Source organism: Streptomyces sp. NPDC006309 (assembly GCF_040613095.1).
GTDB lineage: Bacteria > Actinomycetota > Actinomycetes > Streptomycetales > Streptomycetaceae > Streptomyces.
Genome location: NZ_JBEXRO010000015.1, coordinates 107,136 through 131,535, shown reverse-complemented (window position 1 = coordinate 131,535; position 24,400 = coordinate 107,136). Strand labels below are relative to the sequence as shown.

The window sequence follows — 24,400 nt, the reverse complement described above, 5'->3', positions numbered from 1 at the left end:
GGCCGGGATCGGGCCGGTCGCGAAGAAACCGGGGGAAAGAGACACATGTCCATCCGCAGCCGTAAGACCCTGCTCACCGCCGCGGCGCTCACCGCGGGCCTCACCCTGGCCGCGGTGACGCCCGCCCTCGCCGGGGTGGGTGCGAGCCACACCACCCGCGCCGCCGCCATGTCGTCCGCCCAGGGCGACCCGCGCAACGCCACCCAGCACGTGGCCGACTTCTACGGCGCCTACATCGACGCCGTCTGGGCCACCGACGACCCCACGGCCGCCGCGAGCGCCAAGGCCCTGCGCGGTTTCCACCTCTCCGCCGCCGCCAAGAAGGCCGTCGCCGCCTACGAGAAGAAGGAGCACGCCGACGGCATCCTCTTCGCGCAGAACGTGCCGGTGAAGTGGAAGGTGGCCTACACCGGTTCCGGCGCGGGCCACGCCACCAGCCGGGTCACGCTCACCTGGAGCGACGGGGCGCACCCCACGGTCAGCCGGATCGACGTCCAGTCGGACCTGAAGACCCTGAAGATCACCCGCCTGAAGCCGGTCGGCTGACCGGCGGCACCGGGCGTGCGGCCCCGCCCCGCCCCATTCGGGGCGGGCCCCACGCCCGCCGCACCGGTCAGCCGCGACCGTGCGGGAAGAAGGACCGCGGCAGCGGCATGCCGCGGGCGGCCATGAGCTGCCGGACCCGGTCCGGGTAGTCGGTGATGATCCCGTCGGCCCCGAGGCCCATCAGCGCCTCCACCGTCGCCGGGTCGTCACAGGTCCACGGAACGACCTTCAGTCCGCGGGCGTGCGCCTCCCTGACCATCGCCGCGTCGGAGTAGAACCGGAATCCGGGGTCGCCGACCTTTCCGGTCTGCGGGAAGCCGTAGTTGGGGGAGAGGGTCGTGACGCCGGGAAGCGTCGCCGCCGCCCGGACGAAGTCCCCGCCGTAGTCGTCCGCGTCGATCCCGCCCAGCCACGGGGACGCGCCCGGCTCGCCGACCTCCAGGAAGTCGTGATTGGTCAGCGCCACCAGCGGCCACTTCGGCGCCAGCCGGTGCATCACCCTCAGCGCGCCCCAGTCGAAGGACTGGACGGTGACCTGCCGCTCCAGGCCCGAGCGGTGGATCTCCTCGTACACGCGGCGGACGAACACCTCGCGCGGCGCGGTCTGTTCGGGCGCACCCGCCTCCACCTTGGTCTCGATGTTCAGCGTGACCTGCCGCGCGTGGTAGCGCCTCACCAGGTCGAGGACGTCCCTCAGTTGCACCATCCGGAAGCCCTTGACGACCTCCTGCCCCGGGAAGCCGGGCAACTGCTGGTAACCGCAGTCCAGCGTGCGGATCTGGGCCAGCGTCAGATCCTTGACGAACTTGCCGACGTACGGGTACATCGGGTCACCGGGCGCGACCGGGCCGGTGTCCCGGCACTTGACGCCGCTGACCTGCCGGTCGTGATCGACCACGACCCTCAGGTCCCGGGTCACCTGGGTGTCCAGCTCCAGCGTGGACACCCCGAGCCGCATCGCCTTGCCGAAGCCCTCCAGGGACTCCTCGGTCGTCAGCCCGAGGCCACCGCGATGCGCCTGGAGGTCGAAGCGCGCCGCCGGCGGGCCGCCCGGCACGGCCCGCGCGGCCACCGGCGACAGCAGCGCCGGCACCAGGGCCAGACCGGCGAGCAGCTGCCGTACCGGCAGGCGCCGTACGGGCAAGAGTCGTAAGAGCATCGGGAACCTCACCGCGGTCGGGACGCGTACACGGTGTCCGCCGTCGGGCACGGGGGCCGGAGCGCGCGCCTCAGATTCTCCCGACACCGCGGCGGGGCGGGCCACCCCCCGGGACGAACATCGGCGCAAGGGGAGCTGAACGCGGGGCCCTCAGCCCGGCCGGGCCGGGCCGCCGCCGTGGCCGTGGTGCTGGCGGCGTTCGGCGGGGGTGCGGTGCAGGGCGATGAGCGCGGCGTCGTCACCGAGGCGCCCGCCGACATGGGCGAGCAGATCGCGCCGCAGATGATGCATCAGCGCCTCGGGGCTGTCGTCGGTCCAGCGGGCGACCCGGTCGGCGAGGGGATAGAACCGGCCACGGTCGTCCCGCGCCTCCACGACCCCGTCGGTGTACAGCAGCAGGGTGTCGCCCGGCTCGAAGGAGAACACGTCCAGCGTGTGCTCGTCACCGGCGTGCACCCCGAGCGGCGGCGACGGGTGCAGGCTCGGGACCGTGACGACGTGACCGGGGCTCAGCAGCAGCGGCGGCGGGTGGCCGCAGCTGGTCATCCGGGTCACCGGGTCACGGTCCGGGATCTCCACGAGCAGCGCGGTGGCGAACCGTTCGCCGGCCTCGTCCGGGGGGTCCAGCTCGGCCGCGTAGCGGGTGACGCTCTGGTCCAGGGCGCCGGCCAGTCCGGCCAGCGCGAGGTGCCGGTGGGCGCTCTCCCGGAAGGCGCCGAGCAGCAGGGCCGCCTCCCCGATGGCGGACAGGCCCTTGCCGCGGACGTCACCGATCAGAACGCGGACCGCGCCACCGGACCGGGTCGCCGCGTACAGGTCTCCGCCGATCTGTGCCTCGTCCTCCGCGGCCAGGTACAGCGACGCGATCCGCAGCGGGCCGATCTGTTCGGGCAGCGGCCACATCAGGACGTGCTGCGCGGCCTCGGCGACCGTACGGACCTGGGCCAGCTGGGCCTGGCGGCGCTCGCGCAGGGCGCTGTAGAGAACGGTGAGCACCACGAGGACCGTGAGGGTGATGATCTGCACGACGTGGTTCGTGGTGCCGAGCCCGCCGTGGGTGACACCGATGACGATCTGTGCGGCCACCGCGAGCGCCCCGACGCCCGCGGTGGTCCGGGGCCCGGCGAAGGAAGGGGTGAGTGCGGGCGCGATCACCAGCGCCGGCCCGAGGTGGACGTCGTCGGGGGCCCGCATGTCCACCACCGTGATCACCACGATGAGCACGACCGGAAGCAGCAGCAGCGTGTGGGCCGACTGCCACGGTCGCCGCGGACCCGCGCGCCCGAGCCGGGATGCCATGCCTACCAGCGTGCTCCCGGGCCGGTCGAGCGGCCACTCGCCACCGGCGGGCGGGCCGGGCGGACACCGGGCGCCCCCTCGGCGCAGCCCCTCGCCGCCGTCACCCCGGCGCTCGTGGCGCAGGGCTGAACCTTCCGGTGGCGCCGTGTCGGTGGCGGCACGCCGGGTACCCGTACGAGCCCCGGAGCCGATCAGGCAGGCCCGGGGGCGAAAGGCGCCGAATGGAGAGGTCATGACGCACAACGGGGAGGAAGCCGTGCCCGTCCGGCGACCGGAGGCCTCCGGGCTCCGCCTCGCCACGGACGGACCGGATCAGCAGGCCGGACCCGCTCCCGAGCCGGCGGACCTGCCACACGACCGCAGCCAGGCGATCCTGGAGGCCGCCAAACAGATCGGCGCCCTCTTCAAACGGGCGGGCCACCCCTTCGCGCTGGCCGGGAGCGTGGCCGTCTACGCCCACGGCGGCAGCCGCTATCTCCAGCACGACGCCGACTTCTGCGTGCTGCCCGACGACGCCGACGCGGTGGCCGCCACCATCCGTGAGGCCGGCCTCGCCGTGCTCACCCCGCCCGAGGACTGGCTGCTGAAGACCACCTGCCACGGGCAGAACGTCGACATCATCTTCTCGCTGGCCCACCAGCCCGTCACCCGGGAGATGCTCGACCGGGCCCATGTGCTGCCGGTCGACTCGGTGCTCATGCCCGTGCTGTCCCCGACCGACCTGATCCGCAGTCTGATCACCGCCTTCTCGGAGCACTACTGCGACTTTGGGTCGGTCCTGCCGGTGGCCCGCGCCGTGCGCGAGAAGGTCGACTGGGACGAGGTCCGCGCGTCCTGCGGCGACCAGCCCATGGCCGCCGCGTTCCTCTTCCTCCTCGAACGGCTGAACGTGATCGACGCCCAGGAGGGGCAGTCATGACCGAGACCAGCCCGCCCCCGCCGACGGCCGGGAACCTGGACTACCGCGTCGCCCACCTCGCCGAACACCTGGCCTCCGGAAACCTCGGGGAACTCGGCGTCCGGCTCGAGATGCGCGGCGACGCCGTCCTGCTCACCGGCACCGTGCCGTCCACCCAGTGCCGGGACGAGATCCTCCAGCTGGCCCGCGAGGAACTGGCGGGGCACCCGGTCCACTGCGACCTGCTCGTCGCCGGCACCACCTCACCCGACCACGGAGAGGACCTGACATGATCCGCGTCGCGGCCGTCGGGGACATCCACATGGGTCCCGACAGCCAGGGCACCCTGCGTCCGTCCTTCGAAACGCTGCCCGAGTGCGCCGACGTCCTGCTGCTCGCCGGCGACCTCACCCGGCACGGCACACCGGAGGAGGCCGCCGTCGTCGCCCGGGAGATCAAGGACCTCGGGGTGCCCGTCGTCGCCGTACTCGGCAACCACGACCACCACGACGAGCGCCCCGAGGAGGTCACCGCGATCCTGCGGGACGCGGGCGCGCACGTCCTGGAGGGGCAGGCCACCGTCATCGGCGCCGACGGCGCGCGGATCGGGATCGCCGGGACCAAGGGCTTCGGCGGCGGCTTCGTCGGGCGCTGCGCCGGGGAGTTCGGCGAACCGCTCATGAAGGAGTTCGTCCGCTACACCCGCCGGTGCGCCGACGGCCTGCACGGCGCCCTGAAGGACCTGGAACAGCGGGACTGCGACGTACGCATCGCGCTGACCCACTTCTCGCCCGTACCGGACACCCTCGCCGGAGAACCGCTGGAGATCTATCCGTTCCTCGGCAGCTACCTGCTCGCGGAGGCCATCGACACCGCCGGCGCCGACCTCGCCGTGCACGGCCACGCCCACGCCGGCACCGAGCACGGGATGACCAGCGGCGGCGTCCGCGTGCGCAATGTGGCCCAGCCGGTGATCGGGCAGGCCTTCCACGTGTACCACCTGCCCGGTCGGCAGGAGTGAGGCGGGTCCCGCCCCCGTACCGCCGGCCTGTGACGCGGGCCGGCCGCTCAGGCCGCGGTGCCCAGCAACTCCCGGCCGGTCACGTCACCGTCCCGCGCCGCCGTCAGCGTCACCGGCACCGGCTCGCCGCGGCGGCGCGCCAGCAGGCCGGCGCCGATCGAACCCGCGACGACCAGCCCGCCGGCGACCAGGGCGCCGCGCGCCCCGGCCCACTGCATCAGCAGGCCCAGCAACGGCGGCCCGCCGAGGCTCCACACCGTGCCGACACTGCTCCACACCCCGAGCACCCGGCCCCGCAGATGCGGCGGCGGATCGGTCTGGAGCACGGCCGTACCGGCGGTGTCCGAGACGGACTCCACGACCGCCATCGGGAGCACCAGCACCAGCAGCACGGCCAGTGACGGCGACAGGCCCGCCACGACCTGGAGCAGCGCGCCCGCCATCGCGAGCAGGCCCACGGTCCGCACGGACGGCCTGCGCAGCCGCGCGCCGAGCACCGCGCCCAGGATGCCGCCGACGGCCAGCACCGTGGAGACCGTGCCGAACGTCCCGGCGCCACCCGCGAGCGGTCCGGTGACGAGGACGGCGAGGGTCAGGCCGTAATTGCGGCCGAAGACGGAACTGATGCCGGTGATCCCCGCGAGGGCGACCAGCCGGGGGCGGCGCGCGAAGAAGGCCAGCCCCTCCCGCACGGTCAGCTCCGCACGCGCCGGCACGGCACGGGCCCCCGTCGCCGGCCGGGCCGCCGCGGCCTGGGCGGCCGGCCGCAGCAGCGGCACGACCGAGGCGACGAACAGGAACGACAGCCCGTTGGCGGCGTACGCGGCGGCCGTGCCGAAGAAGCCGACGGTCATCCCGGCCAGGCCGGTGCCGGCCAGCCGGCCCGCGCCGTGCACGAGCGCGCCCACACCGATCGCGGACGGCACGTCCTCCGAGGGCACCAGGTCGTTGCCGAGCAGGGCGCAGGCCGGTCCGTCGACGGTGGCGATGACACCGGTCACCGCGGCCAGCACCAGCAGTGCCGTCAGGTCGATCCGGTCCAGCGCCACGAGCAGCGCGGTCGTGAAGGCGACCGCGCCGAGCAGGGCCTGACTCACGGTGACCGTCAGCTTCCGGGGCCAGCGGTCCACGGCCGCGCCGCCGAGCAGGCTCACGAACAGCGCGGGTGCCGCCTGCACGGACATCGACAGACCGGTCGCCGCGGCAGAGCCCGTGATGTGCAGCACGAGCAGGTTCTGCACCGTGAGCTGCATCCAGGTGCCGGCGTTGGAGACGAAGTTCGCGGCCGACCACCAGCGCATGCCGCGGTGCCGCAGAGACCGCCACGGCGAACGGGAGACGGCGGCGGAGGGCATGGACGCGGGCAGGGCGGAGGCACGGGACACGGCGGGATACTCGACAACCAGGTGACGGGGAGGAGACCGGCGGATCCCGTCGGTCCGGCTGCGTTGCACGGCCGGGCCGCCTGGTCAGGGCGTCGACCATGCTGACAGACGGGACGGGCGGCTCCTCGCCACCGCCGCCGGCCCGTACCTCGTCCTCACCTCAAGCACCCCTCCGGCGGGGTGACTTGGGCTCCCGCGTGGGCTTCCTCACAGATGCCGGGAGCCGCACGGCGCCCCGCGGCGTCCGGCACCCCGACCGCGCCCCACGCGGGTCAGCGGTTGACCGTCCGCATCCCCGCCTCGTCGTACCGCTCGCCCGCCGCCCGCGGCAGCTCGGCGTCGATGCGGGCCAGGTCGTCCTTCGTCAGCTCGATGCCGGCCGCGGCGGCGTTCTGCTCCAGGTAGGTGCGCCGCTTGGTGCCCGGGATCGGCACCAGGTTCTCGCCCTGGGCCAGCACCCAGGCGATGGCCAGCTGGGCCGGGGTCACGTCCTTCTCCGCGGCGATCTCCTTCACCTTCGCCGCCAGCCGCAGGTTCGCCTCCAGATTGGCGTCCGTGAAGCGCGGGTTGGTGCGGCGAAAGTCGTTCTCGTCCAGCTCCTCCGGCGAGGAGAAGCGGCCCGCGAGGAAGCCGCGGCCCAGCGGCGAGTACGGCACGAAGCCGATGCCCAGCTCCCGGCAGGCCGGCAGCACCTCGGCCTCCACGTCCCGCGACCACAGCGAGTACTCGCTCTGCACCGCGGTGACCGGGTGCACGGCGTGGGCGCGCCGGATGGTCTCCGCGCTCGCCTCGCTCAGGCCGATGTAGCGCACCTTGCCCTCGGCGACCAGCTCGCCCAGCGCGCCGGCCGTCTCCTCGATGGGCACGTTCGGGTCGACCCGGTGCTGGTAGTAGAGGTCGATGTGGTCGGTGCCGAGCCGCTGGAGCGAGCCGTGGACCGAGCTGCGGACGTGCTCGGCCGAGCCGTCCTGCCGGCCGACCGTGCTCATGTCGCCGGGGACGGCGTCGTCCATCCGGTAATTGAACTTCGTGGCGATCACGTATTCGTCGCGGCGCCCCCTGACCGCCTCGCCGACGAGCGACTCGTTGGTGAGCGGACCGTACATCTGCGCGGTGTCGAGGAAGTCGACACCGAGGTCGAGGGCGCGCCGGATGGTCGCGATCCCCTCCTCCCGGTCGGCGGAGCCGTAGAAGGCGGACATCCCCATGCACCCGAGCCCGATGGCCGATACCTGGAGGTCCCCTAGCCTGCGCTTCTGCATGGGAGATCCCTTCCTGCACACTCGATCGTCATTTCCGCACGGCACGAGGGCCTGCCTCCATCTAGCGACGGATTCCGGCACCCGGCATCCCGTGCGGGACACCGGGTGCGAACGCTCTCTTCCGCACCGGCTGTCCGCGACGCTACGAGCTGGAGCGCGCTCGAAGTCAAGCCCGCTCCGTGCCGGACTGTGGATTGGGCCGCACGGGCAGCTCGAACAGGTCGTTCTGCGTGACCACCAGCTTCTCGAACAGGTCGTTCTGCGTGACCACCGGCTTGTCGCGCAGCTGCGCGGCGGGCATCGCGCCCGCCTCTAGCAGTTGCTCGTCCCGGTGGCCGTCTGCCTCATCCCAGCGTCATAGCGGTCTGGGCGGTGGTGGCCAAGTGAGCGACCCGAAGCACCGCCCCGAGCCGTCGCGGCGGCTTTCGCTGCCGCGTGCCGAGCCCGTGATCACCGGGATGGTCGTCGTCCTGTTCGCAGGCATGGCCCTGCGGGTCATTCAATTCGGCGGGCTGCACCAGGAGCTGAGGACTGTGAACCACGCCCGGGACGCGCTGGCCGCACAGGTCGAGCGGCTCGGAGCATTCCCTGTGGCGGGGCCGCCGGGCAGCCGCGGCGAACCCGGAAAGAACGTCGTCGGCCCCAGCGGCCCGCCCGGACCACCGGGAGCGTCAGGTTCGCCAGGGGAGGACGGCAAAGGACGGGCAGCACGGCCCGTCATGGCCGCCGAGACCCCGACCCGCCGGGCCGCCCCGACAGGACGGGACGGACGGCCGGGACGGGCCGACCTGCCCCAACGGCTATACCCTCCGGCCACCTTCGGAGACCCGGACGCTTCCGTCTGTCGCAAGGACGGCACGCCACAACCCAGCGACAGCGGCTCACCGACTGCACCGCAGGCCGTCGGACTCGACCCGCAACGCCGTCAGTACGCCTGGACTCCACGTATAGCTCCGCGGCTCTCGGGCGGCGGGGACACTTCGTCACGTCGGACGGCGGCCGACTGCCAGCAGGTGGGAGCTTGCGGCCAGCAGCTCCGGGTAGGGCTCCGCCATGCGCGCGGCCGTGAGAGCGGACTCGAACAGGGGAGTGTCGCGAAAGTCGTCGCCGGTGTTCCGTTCGGCCGCCGCCAGCATGGACCAGGCTGGTCCCTCGATCCCGTAGACCTCGGCACCATCGAACCCGGCCGAGGCCACCTCGCCGCGCAGCTGCTCCCCGCTGTGGAAGTACGCGGCGGTGAACGCCCTCTTCCCGTCATGGATCTGGGTACCCAGGATGCCGCCGATGCTCGCCTGGATCGCCTCCTTGTGGAGGTGTGCGAAGGCGGCGTGCTCGAAAAGGCTGGAGTACCGGTTGATGCCCGCCGCTGCGAGCAGGCCACCCGGCTTGAGCACTCGGCGCGCCTCGGCGAGCGCCTGGCGCCGCTCCGCGTAATCGATGAGGTGATACAGGGGGCCGAGGAGCAGGACGACGTCGTATGACGCATCGTCGGCGGCGAGCTGGCGGGCGTCACCCAGCTCGACGGTGGCACCCGTTGCCTTGGCCTGCTCGATGTGGCGCTGAATCGGGTCGACCAGATGCAGCGAGTAGCCGTCCTCGACGAGCCAGCGCGCGTGGGCGCCCGGGCCGCCGCCGACGTCGAGGACCCGGGCCGGCGGTGAGGGAAGGTGGCGGCGTAGCAGTTCCTGGGTGCGCACCATCTCCAGCCGGCCGTCCGCTGTCGTGGACAGCCGGTCCGCCTCGTTGATGGTCTCGGTGTAGAACCTCACGATCTCCGGCGCTAGCTCAGGCAGTGTCATGGGGGGCATTCTGGTTCCCGAAAGGTGGACCAGTCCAGCGATCGGAAAGACGCCCATGCCGTTGCTGAAGTACGAGCAGATCGCCGAAGATCTGCGGACCCGGATCGCGGCCGGTGAGTTCGGTCCGGGAGAGCTGCTGCCTTCGGGCCGTGACCTGGCCGAACAGTGGCGGGTATCCAGGGCCACGGTGGTCAAGGCGTACGAGGTGCTGAGGGCTGACGGTCTGGTCGTTGCCCGGCAGGGCGCCGGGTTCACGGTCGTGGACACGCCGGTCGCGCGACCAGCGGGCGGCCGCCATGTTGGCTCCAGCCGCGTCACGGGCGGCGCGCCTTACCGCCGGCTGGGCATGCCAGACCGGCTCGCGCCACCCCCGCACGTCGCTGACGCCCTCGGCTTGAAGCCGGGTGAGACGGCGCTACGGCGCATGAGACTGGTGCTGCTCGACGACGGTTCGCCCGGAACCATCGTCACCGCCTGGTTCCCGCCTGACGTCGCTGACGCGGCGCCCCGTCTTGCTTTGCCCGGGCCCATCGCCGAGGGCACCACGCACTATGTACGCCGAGAAACCGGCCGTTCACCCTCCGAAGGCATCGACATCACCACAATCCGGCTGGCCAGGAACGAGGAAGCTCACCTGCTCGAAGTGGAGCAGCCAGCCGCTGTGGCCGTAGTGCTGCACACGGCACGTGACCAGGAACATCGCGCGTTGGTGTGCGAGGAAGGTGTCACGCCGTCGCACGTCTATGAGGAGATCGACCGATACCCGATGGGGTAGTGCTCACTCCAGAGGCTTGACTGGACCGGTCCACCGGTCCAGTCTCTTCTTGTGCCGCGCAGGCGCGCCGCGAAAGCGGCCGCGCTGTGCTCGGCTGCCGGAACGCTAAGCCCGGCGACCGCTGACACGGCCCCGGGCGCGGCCAACGCCACTGAGGAGCGTCGACATGGCGAACGGTACCGTCCGACCCCAACCGAGCCCACGGGGCAGCGGGACGACGATGCGCGTTTACGCCCTGGACCGCTACGGCGCGATCACCCAGGAGCGCGGCACGGTCACCGTTACGTCCGGGAACCAGCCGCTGCCCCTGATGAGCACCGCATACCCGCCATGCGCCTGCCCGCGGCACCGCCAGGCGGGGAGCTCCTGATGACCCGAACGCGTCCGGCCCCTGCCGCCACCGTCCCGGTGGACACCGACACCATGCGCGGCAGCATCGCGCTGCTGCTCCCGCACGAGACGGTGCAGCCGCCGGTTGGCGAGCAGCTCGCCACGCTGACCTTGGCCCTTCGCGGGCACATGCAGCTGATCATCCCTGAGGTCGAGCAGATCACGGCCCGTCTGTCGTCGAACGACATCCCTCGGTACTGTGCGCTCGCCTGCGTCGGCGAAGCGCGCGGCAAGCTCGGCGTCAAGGCAGCAGCCGACCCGCACGGTGCGCTGACGTACGCCCGCAGGCTGGCCCGCACGCTCACCGCGCTGTGCGACCACTACGAGGCGCTCACCGGACAGGGCATGTGTGTCGCCTGCGACCGGCCGATACGCGCCACGGACGACACCGTGCCGTACGACCGGGTCGGCAACTCGGGTGGCGCCCTGACGAGCCGCATCCACGCCGCCTGCGCACAGCACCCGCGCCCCGCTCGCTGAGCGGATGCCCCCGCCCCGGGGTCAGGGGTCCCAGGGCGACCGCTCCGGGTCAGGGCCGCATCGCACAAGCCCGACGTGTTCCCGCCGCGCACCCGCGGCTGCGACCCGTGCGCCGAGTACGCCCGCCGCCAGGGCGACGCGGACGCCCGGGCGGAGCACCGGGCCCGCGACCTGTTCCTGCCGCGAGGCATCGCCCGGCCGCTGTAGCCGATGGCGTACCACCAAGAACGCCGGTCCCTGATCTCCTGCGCTGAACAGGCTCAGAGACAGGGGCAGGCCCCCGAGAGACACCAAGGACAGAGAGGAACTTCGACATGACAGTGGCTCCTGAGAGGCCGGTCGCTCTGCGGCGCGGCCAGGACCTCGTGACGCCCGCGCTGTTCGAGCGGCTGACCGACTTCTGCGCGGAGGAGTACGGACTGGAGCGCGGCGTCGCCGCACGCATCCAGGACCAGGCCATCGCCATGTGCTACACGATGGGCGTCACCCAGTCCGGCGACACCATGGCGCCGTCGGCGACGGTGGACCCCGGCTGGCACACCTTCATGCTCCACACCGAGGAGTACGCCCTCTGGTGCGAGGAGCAGTTCGGCTACTTCCTGCACCACCGGCCCAACAGCAAGACGCGCACCAGCGGCCTGATGACCCACACCGTCGACAAGATCCGCGCGCAGGGCTTCGAGGTCGACGACCGGCTCTGGGGCACGGCGGCCGATTGCAACCCGCCGGCCTGCTGCGGCGACGGCCCCTGCTGCTGACTCCGGCCACTGTCAGTGGCAGCCGCTAGAGTCCGGCCCCATGTTCCGGGCTTTCAGTACAGATCGGGAGTTTTTATGGCGACTGCTGAAGCTGCGAAGGACCGCGGCCGGGTGACCGTCTTCAGCATGTTCGGGCCCGTCTTCACCTACGCGAGCAGGCTCGTCGACGGCCGGCAGCTCGCCTACGTCGGCCCGCTCACGCCGGGCGTCTCGTGGCGCAAGCTGTGGCAGATCGCCGACCGGTGCTGCCGTGAAAGGGACACCGAGGCGGAGAAGGCTAGGTGGATCGTCACGCAGGCCAACCGCTCGTTCATCTGCGGCAGCGACGTCGTCGTGAAGCTCCCCGACGCTGACTGGGAGATGGAGGCCGGAGGCCGGCAGGTGGACATCGGCACTTGGTCCTACCAGAACGTGCTGGTGACCGGGAACTTCGCCGTGCCGGTGCTCACCGAGGAACAGATCGCGCCGAAGCCGACCGCCTATCCCCACTACGCAGACTGACGCCCCGACCACTCTCACTCTCGCGAAGGTCAAGTGGTCGAGACGCCGGGCTCCCGCCCCATGGAAAGGAGGGGAACATGACGCCGATCGTAGCGGCAGCCAGATCGCCTGCTCTGAGCGATGTTGCTGCCCGGTGAGAACCGGGTGGTGCCTGACCGGCCCCGCTCGTCCGCCTCCCCCGTGGCGGATGGGCGGGACCTTCTGTTGCTCCCGTCAGCGCGTGAGTCCGCGACGCCGCGAGCTGGAGCGCGCTCGAAGTCAAGCCCGCTCCGTGCCGGACTACGGATTGAGCCGCACCGGCAGCTCGAACAGGTCGTTCTGCGTGACCACCGGCTTGTTGCGCAGTTGTGCGGCGGGGACCGCCAGCTCCAAGCCGGGGAAGCGGGCGTACAGGGCCGGCAGGGCGACCCCCGCCTCCAGGCGGGACAGCGCGGCGCCCGGGCACACGTGCGGGCCGTGCCCGAAGGAGATGTGACGGGCCGACGGCTCACGGGTGATGTCGAACTCCCCGGCGGTCGGGCCGTGCGCCCGCTCGTCGCGGCCGATCGCGCCGTACGACACGATGAGCGCGTCCCCGGCCGGGATCACCCGGTCGCCGACCGGCACGTCCTCGGTCGCGAACCGGATCAGGACGTGGGAGGTGGGGGTCGCGTAGCGCAGGGTCTCCTCGATCACCGCCGGCCAGTCGGCCCCGCCGGACAGCACCAGGGCGCGCTGCTCCGGGTGGGTGGAGAGGCCGACGACGGCGTTGACGATCAGCGAGATCGTCGTCTCGTGGCCCGCCGCGACCATCAGCTGGAGCGTGGAGACGATCTCCTCGTCGGTGAGGCGGTCGCCGTCCTGCGAGGCCAGGATCAGCGCGCTGGTCAGGTCGTCGCCCGGCTCGGCCCGCTTCGCCGCCACCGTCTCCGCCATGATCCCCGCCAGCTCGGTGAGGGTCGCCACGACCTCCTGGGGCGGGGTCTGGGTGGAGAAGAACTTCTCGAACAGCACCTTCAGCCGGGGCAGCCGCGCCTCGTCGATGCCCATGAGGTCGGCGATGACGTACATGGGCAGCGGGTAGGCGAACGCCGCCTTCAGGTCGACGGTCGAGCCGTCCGTGGGCAGCGCGTCCAGCAGGTCCTGGGTCAGCTTCTCGATCCGCCCGCGCATCCGCTCCACCCGGCGCGGGGTGAGCGCCTGCGCGACCAGGGTGCGCAGCCGGCGGTGGTCGGCGCCGTCCACCGTGAGCATGGAACGGCCCGGGTTGGCCAGGCCGATCAGCGGCCAGTCGGCGGGGATCTCGCCCCGCTGCCAGGCACCCCACACGTTGATGTCCTTCACCAGCCGCGGATCGGTGAGCAGCGCCTTCGCCTCGGCGTGGCGGGTGACCGCCCACACCGGGACGCCGCCGGGCAGTTCGACGGCGGCGAGCGGGCCGGCCGCGCGCAGTGCCGCGCTCTCGGCGTCCAGGTCGGTGACGAAGGGGTCGAGGGCGATACGGGGTGCTTCGGTACCGGTCGTCATCGTGACGTGCCTCCCAGGGCGGGGTCGGGGTACTGCGCCTGTCCCGCCGCGGCAGCGGGCCGGCCGAGGCGGCCCGCGATCACAGGGCGGGTACGGGGGTGAACCGGACGGGCAGCCGGGTCAGACCCCCGAGCCAGGGCGAGGGCCGACGGGTGAGGGACTCGGCGGGCACCGCCAGGTCGATGTCCGGCAGCCGGTCCAGGACCACCTCGATGCCGGTCCGCGCGATCACCTCGGCGATCTCCTGCGCGGGGAACGGGCAGCGGTGCTCACCGTGGCCGAAGGAGAAGTGCGCGTTGTTGCCCCCGGTCAGCGCGGAGGCGTCGGTACGCACCTGCGGATCGGAGTTGGCGCCCTGGAGGCCGAGCAGCAGCAGGTCGCCGGCCCGGATGCGCCGGCCGCCGAGGTGGGTGTCCCGGGCGGCCCAGCGGCCCGCCACGTTCTGTGTGGGCGTGTCCTCCCACAGCACCTCGTTCATCGCCTCGGCGACGCTGTGCCGACCGCCGAACAGCGAGGCTGCGAACCGGTCGTCGGTGAGCATCAGCCGCAGCGAGTTGCCGATCCAGTCGGCGGTCGGCTGGTGGCCGGCGGCCAGCATCACCATCAGGTCCTGCACGATCTCCTCGTCGCTGAACCCGCTGTCGTCGGCGAGCATCCGGGAGACCACGTCGTCGGCGGGCTCCTTCGTCCGCTCCGCGAGCAGCCGGCCCATGGAGGAGGCCAGATGGGACTGCCCGGCCAGGGCCCGCTCCCGTCCGTCGATCATGTCGTTCAGTGCGGTGACCAACCCCGGGCCGTCCTCGTCGGGGAAGCCGTAGAGCCGGGCCAGGACCCGTACCGGCAGCAGCATCGCGTACTGGGCGATCAGGTCGGCCTCGCCCTCGCCGCACAGCGCGTCGATCAGCTCGTCCGCGAACCGCTCGGCGTGTCCCCGCAGTTCGGACGGGTCGACCGCCTCCAGCGCGTTGCCGACCATCGCCGCGCGCTGCCGGTGCCGTTCGCCGACGGTGTAGAGGATCGACGGCTGCCTGCGGCCGATCATCGGCAGCAGCGGCCAGTCCGCGGGGACGTTCTCCCACTGGCTCCACAGGTCCGAGTCCCGGCTGAACAGCGCCGGATCACCGGTCACCTGGTGCAGTTCCCGGTAGCCGAGGACCAGCCAGGCCGGTATGTCACCGTCGAGCAGCACCGGTACGACGGAGCCGTGGTCGCGCCGCATCTCCCGGTAGAGACGGGCGGGTTCGGTCTGGAACCGGGGTCCGCTGAGCGGGACGGCGTCGGGGGTGGTCACACGAACTCCTGTCGGGGCAGGCCCGCCCGCGCGGACGGGTCGGCGTACCGGTTCTTCACGTGCTGCACCAGCGTGATCAGCACCTGCTTGCCCGACACCCGGGAACGGGCGTCGCAGTCGAGCAGCGGCACCCGCGGATCCAGGTCGAGGGCCTCGCGGACGTCCGCACCGGCGCGGACGGGACCGCCGAAGTCGTTGCAGGCCACGATGAACGGCGTGCCGTGGTGCTCCAGCCGGTCGATCGCGTACCAGGAGTCGTCGATGCGGCGGGTGTCCACCAGCACGACCGCGCCGAGCGTGCCGGCGAACAACTGGTCCCACAGGAACCAGAACCGCTCCTGGCCGGGCGCGCCGAACAGGTACAGCACGTTGCGCGCGTCCAGGGTGATCCGGCCGAAGTCGAAGGCGACCGTGGTGGCGGACTTGCCGCGCACCTGGCGGATGTCGTCCACCGACTCACCGGCCCGGGTCATCGTCTCCTCCGTGGTGAGGGGACGGATCTCGCTGACCGAGCGGACCAGCGTGGTCTTGCCGACGCCGAAACCGCCCACCACCACGATCTTGAAACCCTGGTCGGCGGAGGCACCCAACGGGGTGCGGGCGTCAGAGGTTGCGGAGTCCAACGAGCACCTGCTCCAGGATGTCGGGGTCGGTTATGGCCGGCCGGTGCGGATGACGGGCGCTGACGCGGCCCGCCGCGAGCAGGTCGCACAGCAGCACCCGGGTGATGCTCACGGGCAGCCGCAGCTCGGCGGCGATCTCCACCACCGAGGTGGGGGACCGGGTCAGCTTCAGGATCGCCACGTGCTCCGACTGCATGCCGGCCACCGGCTCCGACTCGGCGACCACGAGGGTGACCAGGTCGAAGGGGGTGTCGGGGCCGGTGCCGCTGCGCCCCTGGGTGAGGGTGTACAGCCGGTCGGGGGCGTCGTCCCGGCCCGGCCGGTTCATGCCCGGACGGCTCATGAGGTACGGGGCGGGGCGGTCAGGTAGGCGCCGAGCTGCTCGACCAGTTCGCTCATGTTGTGGCCGACGACCCCGGCGTCCGCGTCCTCCGCGGCGATCACGGCCAGATGGGCGCCCGCGCCCGCCTCCACGATGAAGAGCACACCGCCGTAGAACTCCGCCATCGCGGAGCGCACGCCGCCGCTGCCGTCGCCGAACTCCACGGACGCGCCGTGCGACAGCGACTGGATGCCGGCCGCGATCGCTGCGAGCTGGTCGGCCTGGTCGACGCTCAGCTCCGGCGTCCGGCACAGCTTCAGCCCGTCCCGGGACAGCACGAGCGCGTGCCGGGCACCCGGGGTCTTCTCCAGCAGGCCTTCCAGGAGCCAGGTGAGCTTGTCGTCGGCGGTGGTCGGGCCGGTCATGAGGTGGAGTCGCCTTCCGGGTGCTGGTGCTGGTGCTCGTGCTGGTGCGGATGAGGGGAAGCGGCGGGGGAGCCGGGGCCGGCGGTGTCCCGCGGGGAGTCCCCGGCCGGAGCGCTGCCGGGCTCGGGGCTCTCAGGGGGTACGGCGGTCAGGTCGTCCGGCGCCACGGAGTGCGCGGAGCCGGAGGTGTGGTCGTCCTGGAGCGGATTCCCGGTGCCGTCGTCGTCCCGTGCCGGGCCCTGCTGCGCGGGTGCGGAGGCGGGGTCGGACCGGCGGGTGCCGGGTGCGGACGGCCGTACCGCCTGGCGGAAGCTGCTGAAGCGGGCGGCGCGGGTCCTGCCCTCGTCGGCGCCCGGCGAGGTGCGGGCTCCGGCGGCTCCGTGCGCGGACCGGGCGCGTTCCGCCTCGGCGAGCGTACGGCCCCGGCGCCGCCTGGGCAGCCCGGCCGGGCCCTCCTGGGGCGGCGCGGCGGACTCGTGGACCGGGGCGGCGTCCACGGCGGCCGGCGTCTGCGCCCGCACGGGCGTGCCGGTCTCCTGGCGCGGGACCGTGACGGCCGGGGCCGCCGTGACGGCCGGTGTGGCGGGACCGGCCGGGGCGGGGCCGGTGAGGATGTCCTGCGGGATGAGCAGCAGCACGCCCGTGCCACCCCGCGCCGACGGCCGGAACGACACCTTCAGGCCGTGTTTGCGGGCCAGCCGGCCGACCACGGCCAGCCCCAGCCGGGTGCCGGTCAGACCGCCCAGCTCCGAGACGTCACCGGAGACCGCCCGCTCGGCGCGGCGCAGCTGCACCTCGCCCATCACCAGCCCGCTGTCCTCCACGGAGACGATGGCGCCGGCCGGCACCTCCTCGACGTAGACGTGGACCTCCGCGTTGGGCGGCGAGAAGTTCGCGGCGTTGTCGAGGAGTTCGGCGAGGGCGTGCATCACTCCCTCGGCGGCGTGCCCGGCGACGGCGGCCTCGCTGACCGAGTGCACCCGTACCCGCCGGTACCCGGCGATCCGGCCCATCGCGCCGCGCAGGATGGACTCCATCCCGATCGGCCGCGCCCACCGGCGCCCCGACCGGGCCCCGGTGAGGACGGCGATGGAGTCGGCGAGCCGGCCGGCCTGCGCGGTGCGGTGGTCGAGCTGGAGCAGGTCGGCGAGTACGTCCTCGTCGGTGTGCCGTTCCTCCATCGCCCGCAGGTCGGCGAGCGTGGCCGTGGCGAGGGCCTGCATCCGGGCGGCGGCGTTGGAGGTCGCGGAGACCGCGGCGGCCCGCTCCCGGCGGGCGAGGTCCAGCTCCCGCGACAGCCGGATGTTGTCCTGCCCGAGCCGGTCCAGCTCCCGCGCGGCCTCCTCCTCCCGGCGTGCGCGTTCGGCCGCGAACGACTCGGTGAACTCGGTCCGCTGCCGGGCGAGTTCGTCGATCAGGCGCTGCTGTTCCTGGCGCGCCTCCTCGGTCGCGCGGGCCTGCTGCTGGAGCAGTCGCCCGATGTCCTGGGTGGCGCCCTCCAGCCTGCGCCGGGTGTCCCTGGCGCTCCGCAGGGCGTGCGCGGCCGTGGCCACCGCCGCGCTGAGGACGACCGCGGCCGTGCCGGTGCCCCAGGCGAGCGGGGTGCGCACCGAGCCGGGAGCCATCGCCACGGCCGTACAGACCACGAGCGCCGACAGCACCGCCGTCACGGCGAGGGCGGACACGAACGTGCGGAGGGAAGGTCGTTCGCCGGGATGCGTGGGCGCGGTCATCGGTCCGGTCTGGTCCTCGCGGCAGATGCGGGCAGTGGGGCTGGGAGACGTGCGGTCGGGAGGCGTACGGCTGGTGGGTGGTGACACCGGTGGTGAACTGGCGGTCACTATACGAGAATTCGTGATCGAAACAGAAAGATTCCCTGTCCGTTCCAGGAACTGGACGGTCACAGACGTGTGTTCACCGTGAACTCGGATGCGTTCCGGGGTACACGGGCAGGGGTGGGTCGGCCGGGGGAGATCCGCACATCGGTACGATGGCGCCCGAAACGGCCGCAGGACGGACAAACGCCTCGCCCCGCCGGACCACCGGGTGCGAGGTGAAAGGGGCGATGGAGATGACGGGGGAAGCGACGGCGATGGGCTGCCGTGCCTCATGACCACTGAACCGCACACCGGCCCGTCCCGCTCACTGCTCCTGCGGCTCGCCCGGTCAACCGGGCGCACACTGCGGGTCGAGTGGCAGGCCATCGTCGTCGATCCCGTGCGGCAGTTCGCGCGGCGCGGCCTGTCCGGGCTGCTGCTGGCGTTCGTCGCCGCGGCCGGAGTCGTCTTCTTCCACGACATCGCCCAGCACCCCACCGGAGCGGTGTGGGTGCGGCGGCTCGGCGGCGTCCGGGCCGACCTTCCGCTGTGGCTGTCCCTGCTGCGCACCCCCGTGTCGCTGTACGTCCCCGCCCTCGACCTGCCGGTGTGGGCGGGCATCACCCAGCTGTTCCTCGCCTTCGCCTGGGCCGAACTGACCCTCGGCCGGGCCCGGACCCTGGCGATCGCCTATGCCACCACCCTGGCCGGCACCCTCACCGCCCGCCTGATGATCGCGCTGGGCCCCGGCTGGTGGGGGTTCGGCCTGCCGCCCGAGGCCGGGCACGTCCTCGACACCGGGCCCTCCGCGGCCGTCGTCGGCCTGTTCACCTATCTCGCGGTGATCCGGCGCGCGCCCGTGGTGTTCACGATGACCGGCGGCTCGATGGTGTGGGAGTCCATCGCCGTGCCCAACCTGGCCGGCCGCGAGCACCTGGTCGCGGTGGGCGGGGCGGTCGTCCTCGGGCTCCTGCACGGCCGCGGCGAGCGGCTGCGCGCCGCCGTACGGTCCCTGGCCGCCCACGCGGCGGACCCCTCACCCGCCCCCGGGCCCCTGACGGCCCCCGCTCCCCCCGGGACCTCGACGGCGCCCGCTCCCACCCGGACCCCGACGGCCCCCGCTCCCACCCTGATCCCCGCCCCCACCTGCGATCTCGCCCCTGCCTCCGCCCCCGCCCCCGGCCCCGAGGCGATCCGCACCGTGCCGGCCCCCGCGTACTCGCCCGCCCCCGTCGACCGCCCCGGAACGACCCGGTCGAAGGTTCCGGCGCCGTGCGTCGACCGCTAGGGTCTCTCCGTCCGGATCAGGCCGGATCAGGGCGCGGTGCCAGGGCCCGCGAGCCGGGCATGATCCGGACGACAGGTCCCGGGGCCACCGGCTGCTGCTCCGGGCCGCAGGCTGCTGTACTGGTGATGTGGTGACCACCCCCGGCGGGGCCGGGCCGGCGCGGACGTGTGGCGTCGGCCACCCCGTCGATGTGATGGTTTTCGCACCTCGACCCGTGCGGACACCCCCTAGGGTGGCCGCGAGATACGGCAGGCGTGGCCGACACCAGGGTGTTCGTCGCCGGCAGGCAGCTGAAGGGAATCCAGGATGTTCCGCAAGGTGCTGGTCGCCAACCGTGGAGAGATCGCGATCCGCGCGTTCCGGGCGGGCTACGAACTGGGCGCGCGCACCGTCGCCGTCTTCCCGCACGAGGACCGCAACTCACTGCACCGGCTGAAGGCCGACGAGGCGTACGAGATCGGGGAGCCCGGGCATCCCGTACGGGCCTACCTCTCCGTGGAGGAGATCGTGGCCGCCGCCCGCCGGGCCGGCGCCGACGCCGTCTACCCCGGATACGGCTTCCTGTCCGAGAACCCCGAACTGGCCCGCGCCTGCGAGGAAGCGGGCATCACGTTCGTCGGCCCGGACGCGGCCACGCTGGAGCTGACCGGCAACAAGGCCCGCGCGGTCGCCGCCGCCCGGGCCGCCGGAGTGCCCGTGCTCGGCTCCTCCGCGCCCTCCGACGACGTGGACGAACTGGTGCGCGCCGCCGACGAGATCGGCTTCCCCGTCTTCGTCAAGGCCGTCGCGGGCGGCGGCGGGCGCGGTATGCGCCGCGTCACGGAGCCGGCCCAGCTGCGCGAGTCCATCGAGGCCGCCTCCCGCGAAGCAGCCTCCGCGTTCGGCGACCCGACCGTCTTCCTGGAAAAGGCCGTCATCGACCCGCGCCACATCGAGGTGCAGATCCTCGCCGACGGCGAGGGCAACGTCATCCACCTGTACGAGCGGGACTGCTCGGTGCAGCGCCGCCACCAGAAGGTCATCGAGCTGGCCCCCGCCCCCAACCTGGACCCGGGCGTGCGCGACCGGATCTGCGCCGACGCCGTCCGCTTCGCCCGCGAGATCGGCTACCGCAACGCCGGCACCGTGGAGTTCCTCCTCGACCGCGACGGCAAGCACGTCTTCATCGAGATGAACCCGCGCATCCAGGTCGAGCACACCGTGACCGAGGAGGTCACCGACGTCGACCTGGTCCAGGCCCAGCTCCGGATCGCCGCCGGCGAGACCCTCGCCGGCCTCGGCCTCTCCCAGGACACCGTCACCCTGCGCGGCGCCGCCCTCCAGTGCCGTATCACCACCGAGGACCCCGCCAACGGCTTCCGCCCGGACACCGGCCGGATCAGCGCCTACCGCTCGCCGGGCGGTTCCGGCATCCGGCTCGACGGCGGCACCACCCACGCCGGCACGGAGATCAGCGCGCACTTCGACTCGATGCTGGTCAAGCTCACCTGCCGGGGCCGGGACTTCCAGGCCGCGATCGGCCGGGCCCGGCGCGCGGTCGCCGAGTTCCGCATCCGGGGCGTGGCCACCAACATCCCCTTCCTCCAGGCCGTCCTGGACGACCCCGACTTCCGGGCGGGCCGGGTCACCACCTCCTTCATCGAGGAGCGCCCGCACCTCCTGACGTCCCGCTCCTCCGCCGACCGCGGCACCAAGCTGCTCACCTACCTCGCCGACGTCACCGTCAACAAGCCGCACGGTGCCCGCCCCGACGTGCTCGACCCGCTGACCAAGCTGCCCCCGCTGCCCGCGGGCGAGCCGCCCGCCGGTTCGCGGCAGCGCCTGGTGGAACTCGGTCCCGAGGGCTTCGCCCGCCACCTGCGCCGGTCGCCGACGATCGGCGTCACCGACACCACCTTCCGCGACGCCCACCAGTCCCTGCTCGCCACCCGGGTGCGCACCAAGGACCTCCTCGCCGTCGCCCCGGTCGTCGCCCGCACCCTGCCCGAGCTGCTCTCCCTGGAGTGCTGGGGCGGCGCCACCTACGACGTCGCGCTGCGCTTCCTCGCCGAGGACCCCTGGGAGCGGCTGGCCGCCCTGCGCGAGGCCGTCCCCAACATCTGCCTCCAGATGCTGCTGCGCGGCCGCAACACCGTCGGCTACACCCCGTACCCGACCGAGGTCACCGACGCCTTCGTGCAGGAGGCCGCCGCCACCGGCATCGACATCTTCCGCATCTTCGACGCCCTCAACGACGTCGGCCAGATGCGGCCCGCCATCGACGCCGTACGGGAGACGGGCACGGCGATCGCCGAGGTCGCGCTCTGCTACACCGCCGACCTCAACGACCCGGCCGAGCGGCTCTACACCCTCGACTACTACCTGCGCCTCGCCGAGCAGATCGTCGGCGCCGGCGCCCACGTCCTGGCGATCAAGGACATGGCCGGCCTGCTGCGCGCGCCGGCCGCCGCCAAGCTGGTCTCGGCGCTGCGCCGCGAGTTCGACCTGCCCGTGCACCTGCACACCCACGACACCGCCGGCGGCCAGCTCGCCACCTACCTGGCCGCGATCCAGGCGGGCGCCGACGCGGTGGACGGGGCGGTGGCCTCCATGGCGGGTACGACCTCGCAGCCGTCGCTGTCCGCGATCGTCGCCGCCACCGACCACTCCGAGCGGCCCACCGGCCTGGACCTCCAGGCCGTCGGCGACCTGGAGCCGTACTGGGAGAGCGTCCGGAAGATCTACGCCCCGTTCGAGGCGGGCCTCGCCTCGCCGACCGGCCGCGTCTACCACCACGAGATCCCCGGCGGCCAGCTGTCCAACCTGCGCACCCAGGCCGTCGCCCTCGGTCTCGGCGACCGCTTCGAGGACATCGAGGCGATGTACGCCGCCGCCGACCGCATCCTCGGCCGGCTGGTCAAGGTCACCCCGTCCTCCAAGGTGGTCGGCGACCTGGCCCTGCACCTGGTCGGCGCCGGCGTCTCCCCGGAGGCCTTCGAGACGACCCCCGACCGGTTCGACATCCCCGACTCGGTGATCGGCTTCCTCCGCGGCGAGCTGGGCACCCCGCCCGGCGGCTGGCCGGAGCCGTTCCGCACCAAGGCGCTCCAGGGCCGGGCCGCGGCCAAGCCCGTCCCCGAGCTGTCCGCCGAGGACCGCGACGGGCTGGCCAAGGACCGCCGGGCCACCCTCAACCGGCTGCTGTTCCCCGGCCCGGCCCGGGAGTTCGACACGCACCGGCAGACCTTCGGCGACACCGGCGTGCTGGACAGCAAGGCGTTCTTCTACGGCCTGCGCCCGGGCAAGGAGTACGCCGTCGATCTGGAGCCCGGCGTCCGGCTGCTGATCGAGCTCCAGGCGATCGGCGAGGCCGACGAGCGCGGTCTGCGGACCGTGATGTCCACGCTCAACGGCCAGCTGCGGCCCATCCAGGTCCGCGACCGGGCCGCCGCCTCCGACCTTCCCGTGACGGAGAAGGCCGACCGCGGCAATCCGGGCCATGTCGCGGCACCCTTCGCCGGTGTGGTGACCCTCGCGGTCACCGAGGGCGACGAGGTGGCGGCCGGTGCCACGATCGCCACCATCGAGGCGATGAAGATGGAGGCCACGATCACCGCCCCGAAGGCCGGCCGGGTGTCCCGCCTGGCCATCAACCGCATCCAGCAGGTCGAGGGCGGCGACCTCCTCGCCGAACTGACCTGACCTGACCCACCCAGCGCCGCCCCGGCACGGGGGCGGCGCGGGGTGGGTGCGGCTCGCCGGTTACCGGTGGTCGACGAGGTGGCGCAGGCGGGCGAGGAGCAGGTTGGGGTCGCGCCGGGTGACGTACGCGCCGCTCGGCACGTACACGGTCCGGCCGCGCACCGCGACGGCGGTCGGGTTGGACAGCCCGTCCTGTGCGGTGAGCACGGTCGTGACGGTGCCGTCCGGGCTGACCAGGACGACCTTGCTGCCGTCGTTCAGCGCGGCCAGCACGCTTCTGCCCTGCCCGGGGAAGGCGAAGTCGTCGATGCCGTCGAGCCCGGTGGCGCGTGTCTCGACCGGCCCGGCGGAGCCGTCCGGGCCGACGGGGAGGCGCAGCAGCGTGCCCCGGTCGGTGTTGGACACCCACACGGCGCCGCGGTGCACCTTGATGCCGTTGGCGCCGAGGCCGGAGCCCGGTGGCGCGGAGAGCGGGGTGAGCGCCGTGGCCGACGCCCAGTCCGTGGCCGTGCCGCCGGCCTGCGGGACGCTCCAGACCGTGCCGTGCACCGAGTCGGCCGCGTACAGCATGCCCCGGCGTTCGTCGAGGGCCAGTCCGTTGGGCAGCCCGTCGGCGGGCAGCGCCGCGATCCGCTGCGGCGCGCCACCGGTGGGGGAGAGGCGCCAGATGCCGGTGGCGCGGGTGCCGGTGGCGTAGTTGACGTACAGCGTGCCGTCGTGGGCGCGGGCGATGCCGGTGACGACGGCGTCGTGCACGAGCGGCGTGGCCGGGTTCGCCACGGCGGGCAGGGTCGCGAGGATCCGGGTCTGCCCGTCGGGGGTGACGCGGGCGACCTGCCGGGCCAGGGCGAGGGTCAGGTCGGCGGAGCCGTCGGGCTCCAGGGCGATGTTCTCGGGCGTCTGCCGGGCGGCCGCGTCGAAGTGGGCGACGACGCGCGCGGCGGTGACGACCGGGTCGGTGCCGGGAGCGGGCGCCGCGGCGACCAGGCCGAGCGCGAGCACGGCCGTGGCGGTGCCGGCCAGGCGGGGGAGCGGGGGCATGTGACCTCTTTTCGGTCGGCGCGCGGGGCGCCGGCGTGCGGGGTCACACCACCATGAGGGGGTACGGGCGGCCGGTGGCGGGAGCCGGGGCCGGGACGTCGCCCACGCGGCCCACCGTCCGGTGCCGGACGCG

At 73.1% G+C, this 24,400-nt stretch carries 24 protein-coding genes; 11 read left to right on the top strand and 13 right to left on the bottom strand.

What is annotated here, in order from left to right:
• Positions 1-45: 45 nt before the first annotated feature.
• Complete coding sequence (locus ABZ117_RS20705) at positions 46-546, top strand: hypothetical protein (RefSeq protein WP_356822730.1); 501 nt, start codon at positions 46-48, stop codon at positions 544-546.
• Positions 547-613: 67 nt separating this feature from the next.
• Here the strand turns inward: ABZ117_RS20705 and ABZ117_RS20700 are convergent, their stop codons facing one another.
• Together ABZ117_RS20700 and ABZ117_RS20695 are read right to left on the bottom strand one after the other, a co-directional pair.
• Positions 614-1,675, bottom strand: coding sequence for a glycerophosphodiester phosphodiesterase family protein (locus ABZ117_RS20700; RefSeq protein ID WP_356822838.1), 1,062 nt, complete (start codon positions 1,673-1,675; stop codon positions 614-616).
• Between the two features lie 180 nt (positions 1,676-1,855).
• The gene (locus ABZ117_RS20695) at positions 1,856-3,004 is read right to left on the bottom strand and encodes a PP2C family protein-serine/threonine phosphatase (RefSeq protein ID WP_356822728.1); all 1,149 of its coding nucleotides are present in this window, start codon (positions 3,002-3,004) and stop codon (positions 1,856-1,858) included.
• 232 nt (positions 3,005-3,236) lie between these two features.
• Here ABZ117_RS20695 and ABZ117_RS20690 point away from each other — a divergent pair, with 232 nt between their 5' ends.
• Genes ABZ117_RS20690 through ABZ117_RS20680 form a run of 3 tightly spaced genes read left to right on the top strand, consistent with a single transcriptional unit; the run spans position 3,237 to position 4,923 of the window.
• A complete protein-coding gene (locus ABZ117_RS20690) occupies positions 3,237-3,923 on the top strand; it encodes a hypothetical protein (RefSeq protein WP_356822726.1) in 687 nt (228 codons plus the stop codon).
• Positions 3,920-4,195, top strand: a complete 276-nt coding sequence (locus tag ABZ117_RS20685; protein ID WP_356822724.1) for a BON domain-containing protein — start codon at positions 3,920-3,922, stop codon at positions 4,193-4,195. The genes ABZ117_RS20690 and ABZ117_RS20685 overlap by 4 nt, the downstream gene beginning before the upstream one ends.
• Complete coding sequence (locus tag ABZ117_RS20680; protein ID WP_356822722.1) at positions 4,192-4,923, top strand: metallophosphoesterase; 732 nt, start codon at positions 4,192-4,194, stop codon at positions 4,921-4,923. The genes ABZ117_RS20685 and ABZ117_RS20680 overlap by 4 nt, the downstream gene beginning before the upstream one ends.
• A gap of 47 nt (positions 4,924-4,970) precedes the next feature.
• Here the strand turns inward: ABZ117_RS20680 and ABZ117_RS20675 are convergent, their stop codons facing one another.
• The 4 genes from ABZ117_RS20675 to ABZ117_RS20660 all read right to left on the bottom strand — a co-directional run bounded on the left by ABZ117_RS20675 (position 4,971) and on the right by ABZ117_RS20660 (position 9,369).
• Entirely contained in the window at positions 4,971-6,278 is a 1,308-nt protein-coding gene (locus tag ABZ117_RS20675; protein ID WP_356822836.1) for an MFS transporter, read from the bottom strand.
• 302 nt (positions 6,279-6,580) lie between these two features.
• Entirely contained in the window at positions 6,581-7,570 is a 990-nt protein-coding gene (locus ABZ117_RS20670; protein ID WP_356822720.1) for an aldo/keto reductase, read from the bottom strand.
• A 166-nt stretch (positions 7,571-7,736) separates the two neighbouring features.
• Positions 7,737-7,871, bottom strand: coding sequence for a hypothetical protein (locus ABZ117_RS20665; protein WP_356822718.1), 135 nt, complete (start codon positions 7,869-7,871; stop codon positions 7,737-7,739).
• A gap of 682 nt (positions 7,872-8,553) precedes the next feature.
• The gene (locus tag ABZ117_RS20660) at positions 8,554-9,369 is read right to left on the bottom strand and encodes a methyltransferase domain-containing protein (RefSeq protein ID WP_356822716.1); all 816 of its coding nucleotides are present in this window, start codon (positions 9,367-9,369) and stop codon (positions 8,554-8,556) included.
• 55 nt (positions 9,370-9,424) lie between these two features.
• Here ABZ117_RS20660 and ABZ117_RS20655 point away from each other — a divergent pair, with 55 nt between their 5' ends.
• From ABZ117_RS20655 to ABZ117_RS20635, 5 genes are all read left to right on the top strand, one after another.
• Entirely contained in the window at positions 9,425-10,144 is a 720-nt protein-coding gene (locus ABZ117_RS20655) for a GntR family transcriptional regulator (RefSeq protein WP_356822715.1), read from the top strand.
• Between the two features lie 369 nt (positions 10,145-10,513).
• A complete protein-coding gene (locus tag ABZ117_RS20650) occupies positions 10,514-11,014 on the top strand; it encodes a DUF6415 family natural product biosynthesis protein (RefSeq protein ID WP_356822713.1) in 501 nt (166 codons plus the stop codon).
• A gap of 75 nt (positions 11,015-11,089) precedes the next feature.
• The gene (locus ABZ117_RS20645) at positions 11,090-11,221 is read left to right on the top strand and encodes a hypothetical protein (RefSeq protein ID WP_356822711.1); all 132 of its coding nucleotides are present in this window, start codon (positions 11,090-11,092) and stop codon (positions 11,219-11,221) included.
• A gap of 107 nt (positions 11,222-11,328) precedes the next feature.
• A complete protein-coding gene (locus ABZ117_RS20640) occupies positions 11,329-11,772 on the top strand; it encodes a hypothetical protein (RefSeq protein ID WP_356822709.1) in 444 nt (147 codons plus the stop codon).
• Positions 11,773-11,847: 75 nt separating this feature from the next.
• Complete coding sequence (locus ABZ117_RS20635) at positions 11,848-12,273, top strand: hypothetical protein (protein WP_356822707.1); 426 nt, start codon at positions 11,848-11,850, stop codon at positions 12,271-12,273.
• A gap of 279 nt (positions 12,274-12,552) precedes the next feature.
• Here the strand turns inward: ABZ117_RS20635 and ABZ117_RS20630 are convergent, their stop codons facing one another.
• From ABZ117_RS20630 to ABZ117_RS20605, 6 genes are all read right to left on the bottom strand, one after another.
• Positions 12,553-13,779 (bottom strand): cytochrome P450, encoded by a 1,227-nt coding sequence (locus ABZ117_RS20630; protein WP_356822705.1) that lies wholly within the window; start codon positions 13,777-13,779, stop codon positions 12,553-12,555.
• 79 nt (positions 13,780-13,858) lie between these two features.
• Complete coding sequence (locus ABZ117_RS20625; protein WP_356822703.1) at positions 13,859-15,070, bottom strand: cytochrome P450; 1,212 nt, start codon at positions 15,068-15,070, stop codon at positions 13,859-13,861.
• The gene (locus tag ABZ117_RS20620) at positions 15,067-15,660 is read right to left on the bottom strand and encodes an ATP/GTP-binding protein (protein WP_356822835.1); all 594 of its coding nucleotides are present in this window, start codon (positions 15,658-15,660) and stop codon (positions 15,067-15,069) included. The genes ABZ117_RS20625 and ABZ117_RS20620 overlap by 4 nt, the downstream gene beginning before the upstream one ends.
• Positions 15,661-15,673: 13 nt before the next feature.
• Positions 15,674-16,021 carry a DUF742 domain-containing protein gene (locus ABZ117_RS20615; RefSeq protein WP_356822701.1) on the bottom strand — a complete coding sequence of 116 codons (348 nt, stop codon included), beginning with the start codon at positions 16,019-16,021 and terminating at the stop codon, positions 15,674-15,676.
• An 11-nt stretch (positions 16,022-16,032) separates the two neighbouring features.
• A complete protein-coding gene (locus tag ABZ117_RS20610; protein WP_356822699.1) occupies positions 16,033-16,440 on the bottom strand; it encodes a roadblock/LC7 domain-containing protein in 408 nt (135 codons plus the stop codon).
• Positions 16,437-18,173 carry an ATP-binding protein gene (locus ABZ117_RS20605; protein WP_356822697.1) on the bottom strand — a complete coding sequence of 579 codons (1,737 nt, stop codon included), beginning with the start codon at positions 18,171-18,173 and terminating at the stop codon, positions 16,437-16,439. Before ABZ117_RS20605 ends, ABZ117_RS20610 begins: the two co-directional genes overlap by 4 nt.
• A 376-nt stretch (positions 18,174-18,549) precedes the next feature.
• Between ABZ117_RS20605 and ABZ117_RS20600 the strand changes: the two genes are divergently transcribed.
• Positions 18,550-19,545 carry a hypothetical protein gene (locus ABZ117_RS20600; RefSeq protein WP_356822695.1) on the top strand — a complete coding sequence of 332 codons (996 nt, stop codon included), beginning with the start codon at positions 18,550-18,552 and terminating at the stop codon, positions 19,543-19,545.
• A 306-nt stretch (positions 19,546-19,851) separates the two neighbouring features.
• Positions 19,852-23,226 carry a pyruvate carboxylase gene (locus tag ABZ117_RS20595; protein ID WP_356822694.1) on the top strand — a complete coding sequence of 1,125 codons (3,375 nt, stop codon included), beginning with the start codon at positions 19,852-19,854 and terminating at the stop codon, positions 23,224-23,226.
• Positions 23,227-23,286: 60 nt separating this feature from the next.
• Here ABZ117_RS20595 and ABZ117_RS20590 read toward each other — a convergent pair whose 3' ends face one another.
• A complete protein-coding gene (locus tag ABZ117_RS20590) occupies positions 23,287-24,267 on the bottom strand; it encodes a hypothetical protein (RefSeq protein ID WP_356822692.1) in 981 nt (326 codons plus the stop codon).
• Positions 24,268-24,400: the final 133 nt, after the last annotated feature.

Coding starts and splice junctions, on each gene's coding strand:
- ABZ117_RS20680 (WP_356822722.1), top strand. CDS start 4,192: ATGATCCGCGTCGCGGCCGTCGGGGACATCCACATGGGTCCCGACAGC.
- ABZ117_RS20690 (WP_356822726.1), top strand. CDS start 3,237: ATGACGCACAACGGGGAGGAAGCCGTGCCCGTCCGGCGACCGGAGGCC.
- ABZ117_RS20630 (WP_356822705.1), bottom strand. CDS start 13,779: ATGACGACCGGTACCGAAGCACCCCGTATCGCCCTCGACCCCTTCGTC.
- ABZ117_RS20650 (WP_356822713.1), top strand. CDS start 10,514: ATGACCCGAACGCGTCCGGCCCCTGCCGCCACCGTCCCGGTGGACACC.
- ABZ117_RS20640 (WP_356822709.1), top strand. CDS start 11,329: ATGACAGTGGCTCCTGAGAGGCCGGTCGCTCTGCGGCGCGGCCAGGAC.
- ABZ117_RS20685 (WP_356822724.1), top strand. CDS start 3,920: ATGACCGAGACCAGCCCGCCCCCGCCGACGGCCGGGAACCTGGACTAC.
- ABZ117_RS20655 (WP_356822715.1), top strand. CDS start 9,425: ATGCCGTTGCTGAAGTACGAGCAGATCGCCGAAGATCTGCGGACCCGG.
- ABZ117_RS20605 (WP_356822697.1), bottom strand. CDS start 18,173: ATGACCGCGCCCACGCATCCCGGCGAACGACCTTCCCTCCGCACGTTC.
- ABZ117_RS20695 (WP_356822728.1), bottom strand. CDS start 3,004: ATGGCATCCCGGCTCGGGCGCGCGGGTCCGCGGCGACCGTGGCAGTCG.
- ABZ117_RS20660 (WP_356822716.1), bottom strand. CDS start 9,369: ATGACACTGCCTGAGCTAGCGCCGGAGATCGTGAGGTTCTACACCGAG.
- ABZ117_RS20615 (WP_356822701.1), bottom strand. CDS start 16,021: ATGAACCGGCCGGGCCGGGACGACGCCCCCGACCGGCTGTACACCCTC.
- ABZ117_RS20670 (WP_356822720.1), bottom strand. CDS start 7,570: ATGCAGAAGCGCAGGCTAGGGGACCTCCAGGTATCGGCCATCGGGCTC.
- ABZ117_RS20635 (WP_356822707.1), top strand. CDS start 11,848: ATGGCGACTGCTGAAGCTGCGAAGGACCGCGGCCGGGTGACCGTCTTC.
- ABZ117_RS20600 (WP_356822695.1), top strand. CDS start 18,550: ATGACCACTGAACCGCACACCGGCCCGTCCCGCTCACTGCTCCTGCGG.
- ABZ117_RS20590 (WP_356822692.1), bottom strand. CDS start 24,267: ATGCCCCCGCTCCCCCGCCTGGCCGGCACCGCCACGGCCGTGCTCGCG.
- ABZ117_RS20595 (WP_356822694.1), top strand. CDS start 19,852: ATGTTCCGCAAGGTGCTGGTCGCCAACCGTGGAGAGATCGCGATCCGC.
- ABZ117_RS20610 (WP_356822699.1), bottom strand. CDS start 16,440: ATGACCGGCCCGACCACCGCCGACGACAAGCTCACCTGGCTCCTGGAA.
- ABZ117_RS20705 (WP_356822730.1), top strand. CDS start 46: ATGTCCATCCGCAGCCGTAAGACCCTGCTCACCGCCGCGGCGCTCACC.
- ABZ117_RS20665 (WP_356822718.1), bottom strand. CDS start 7,871: ATGCCCGCCGCGCAGCTGCGCGACAAGCCGGTGGTCACGCAGAACGAC.
- ABZ117_RS20675 (WP_356822836.1), bottom strand. CDS start 6,278: ATGCCCTCCGCCGCCGTCTCCCGTTCGCCGTGGCGGTCTCTGCGGCAC.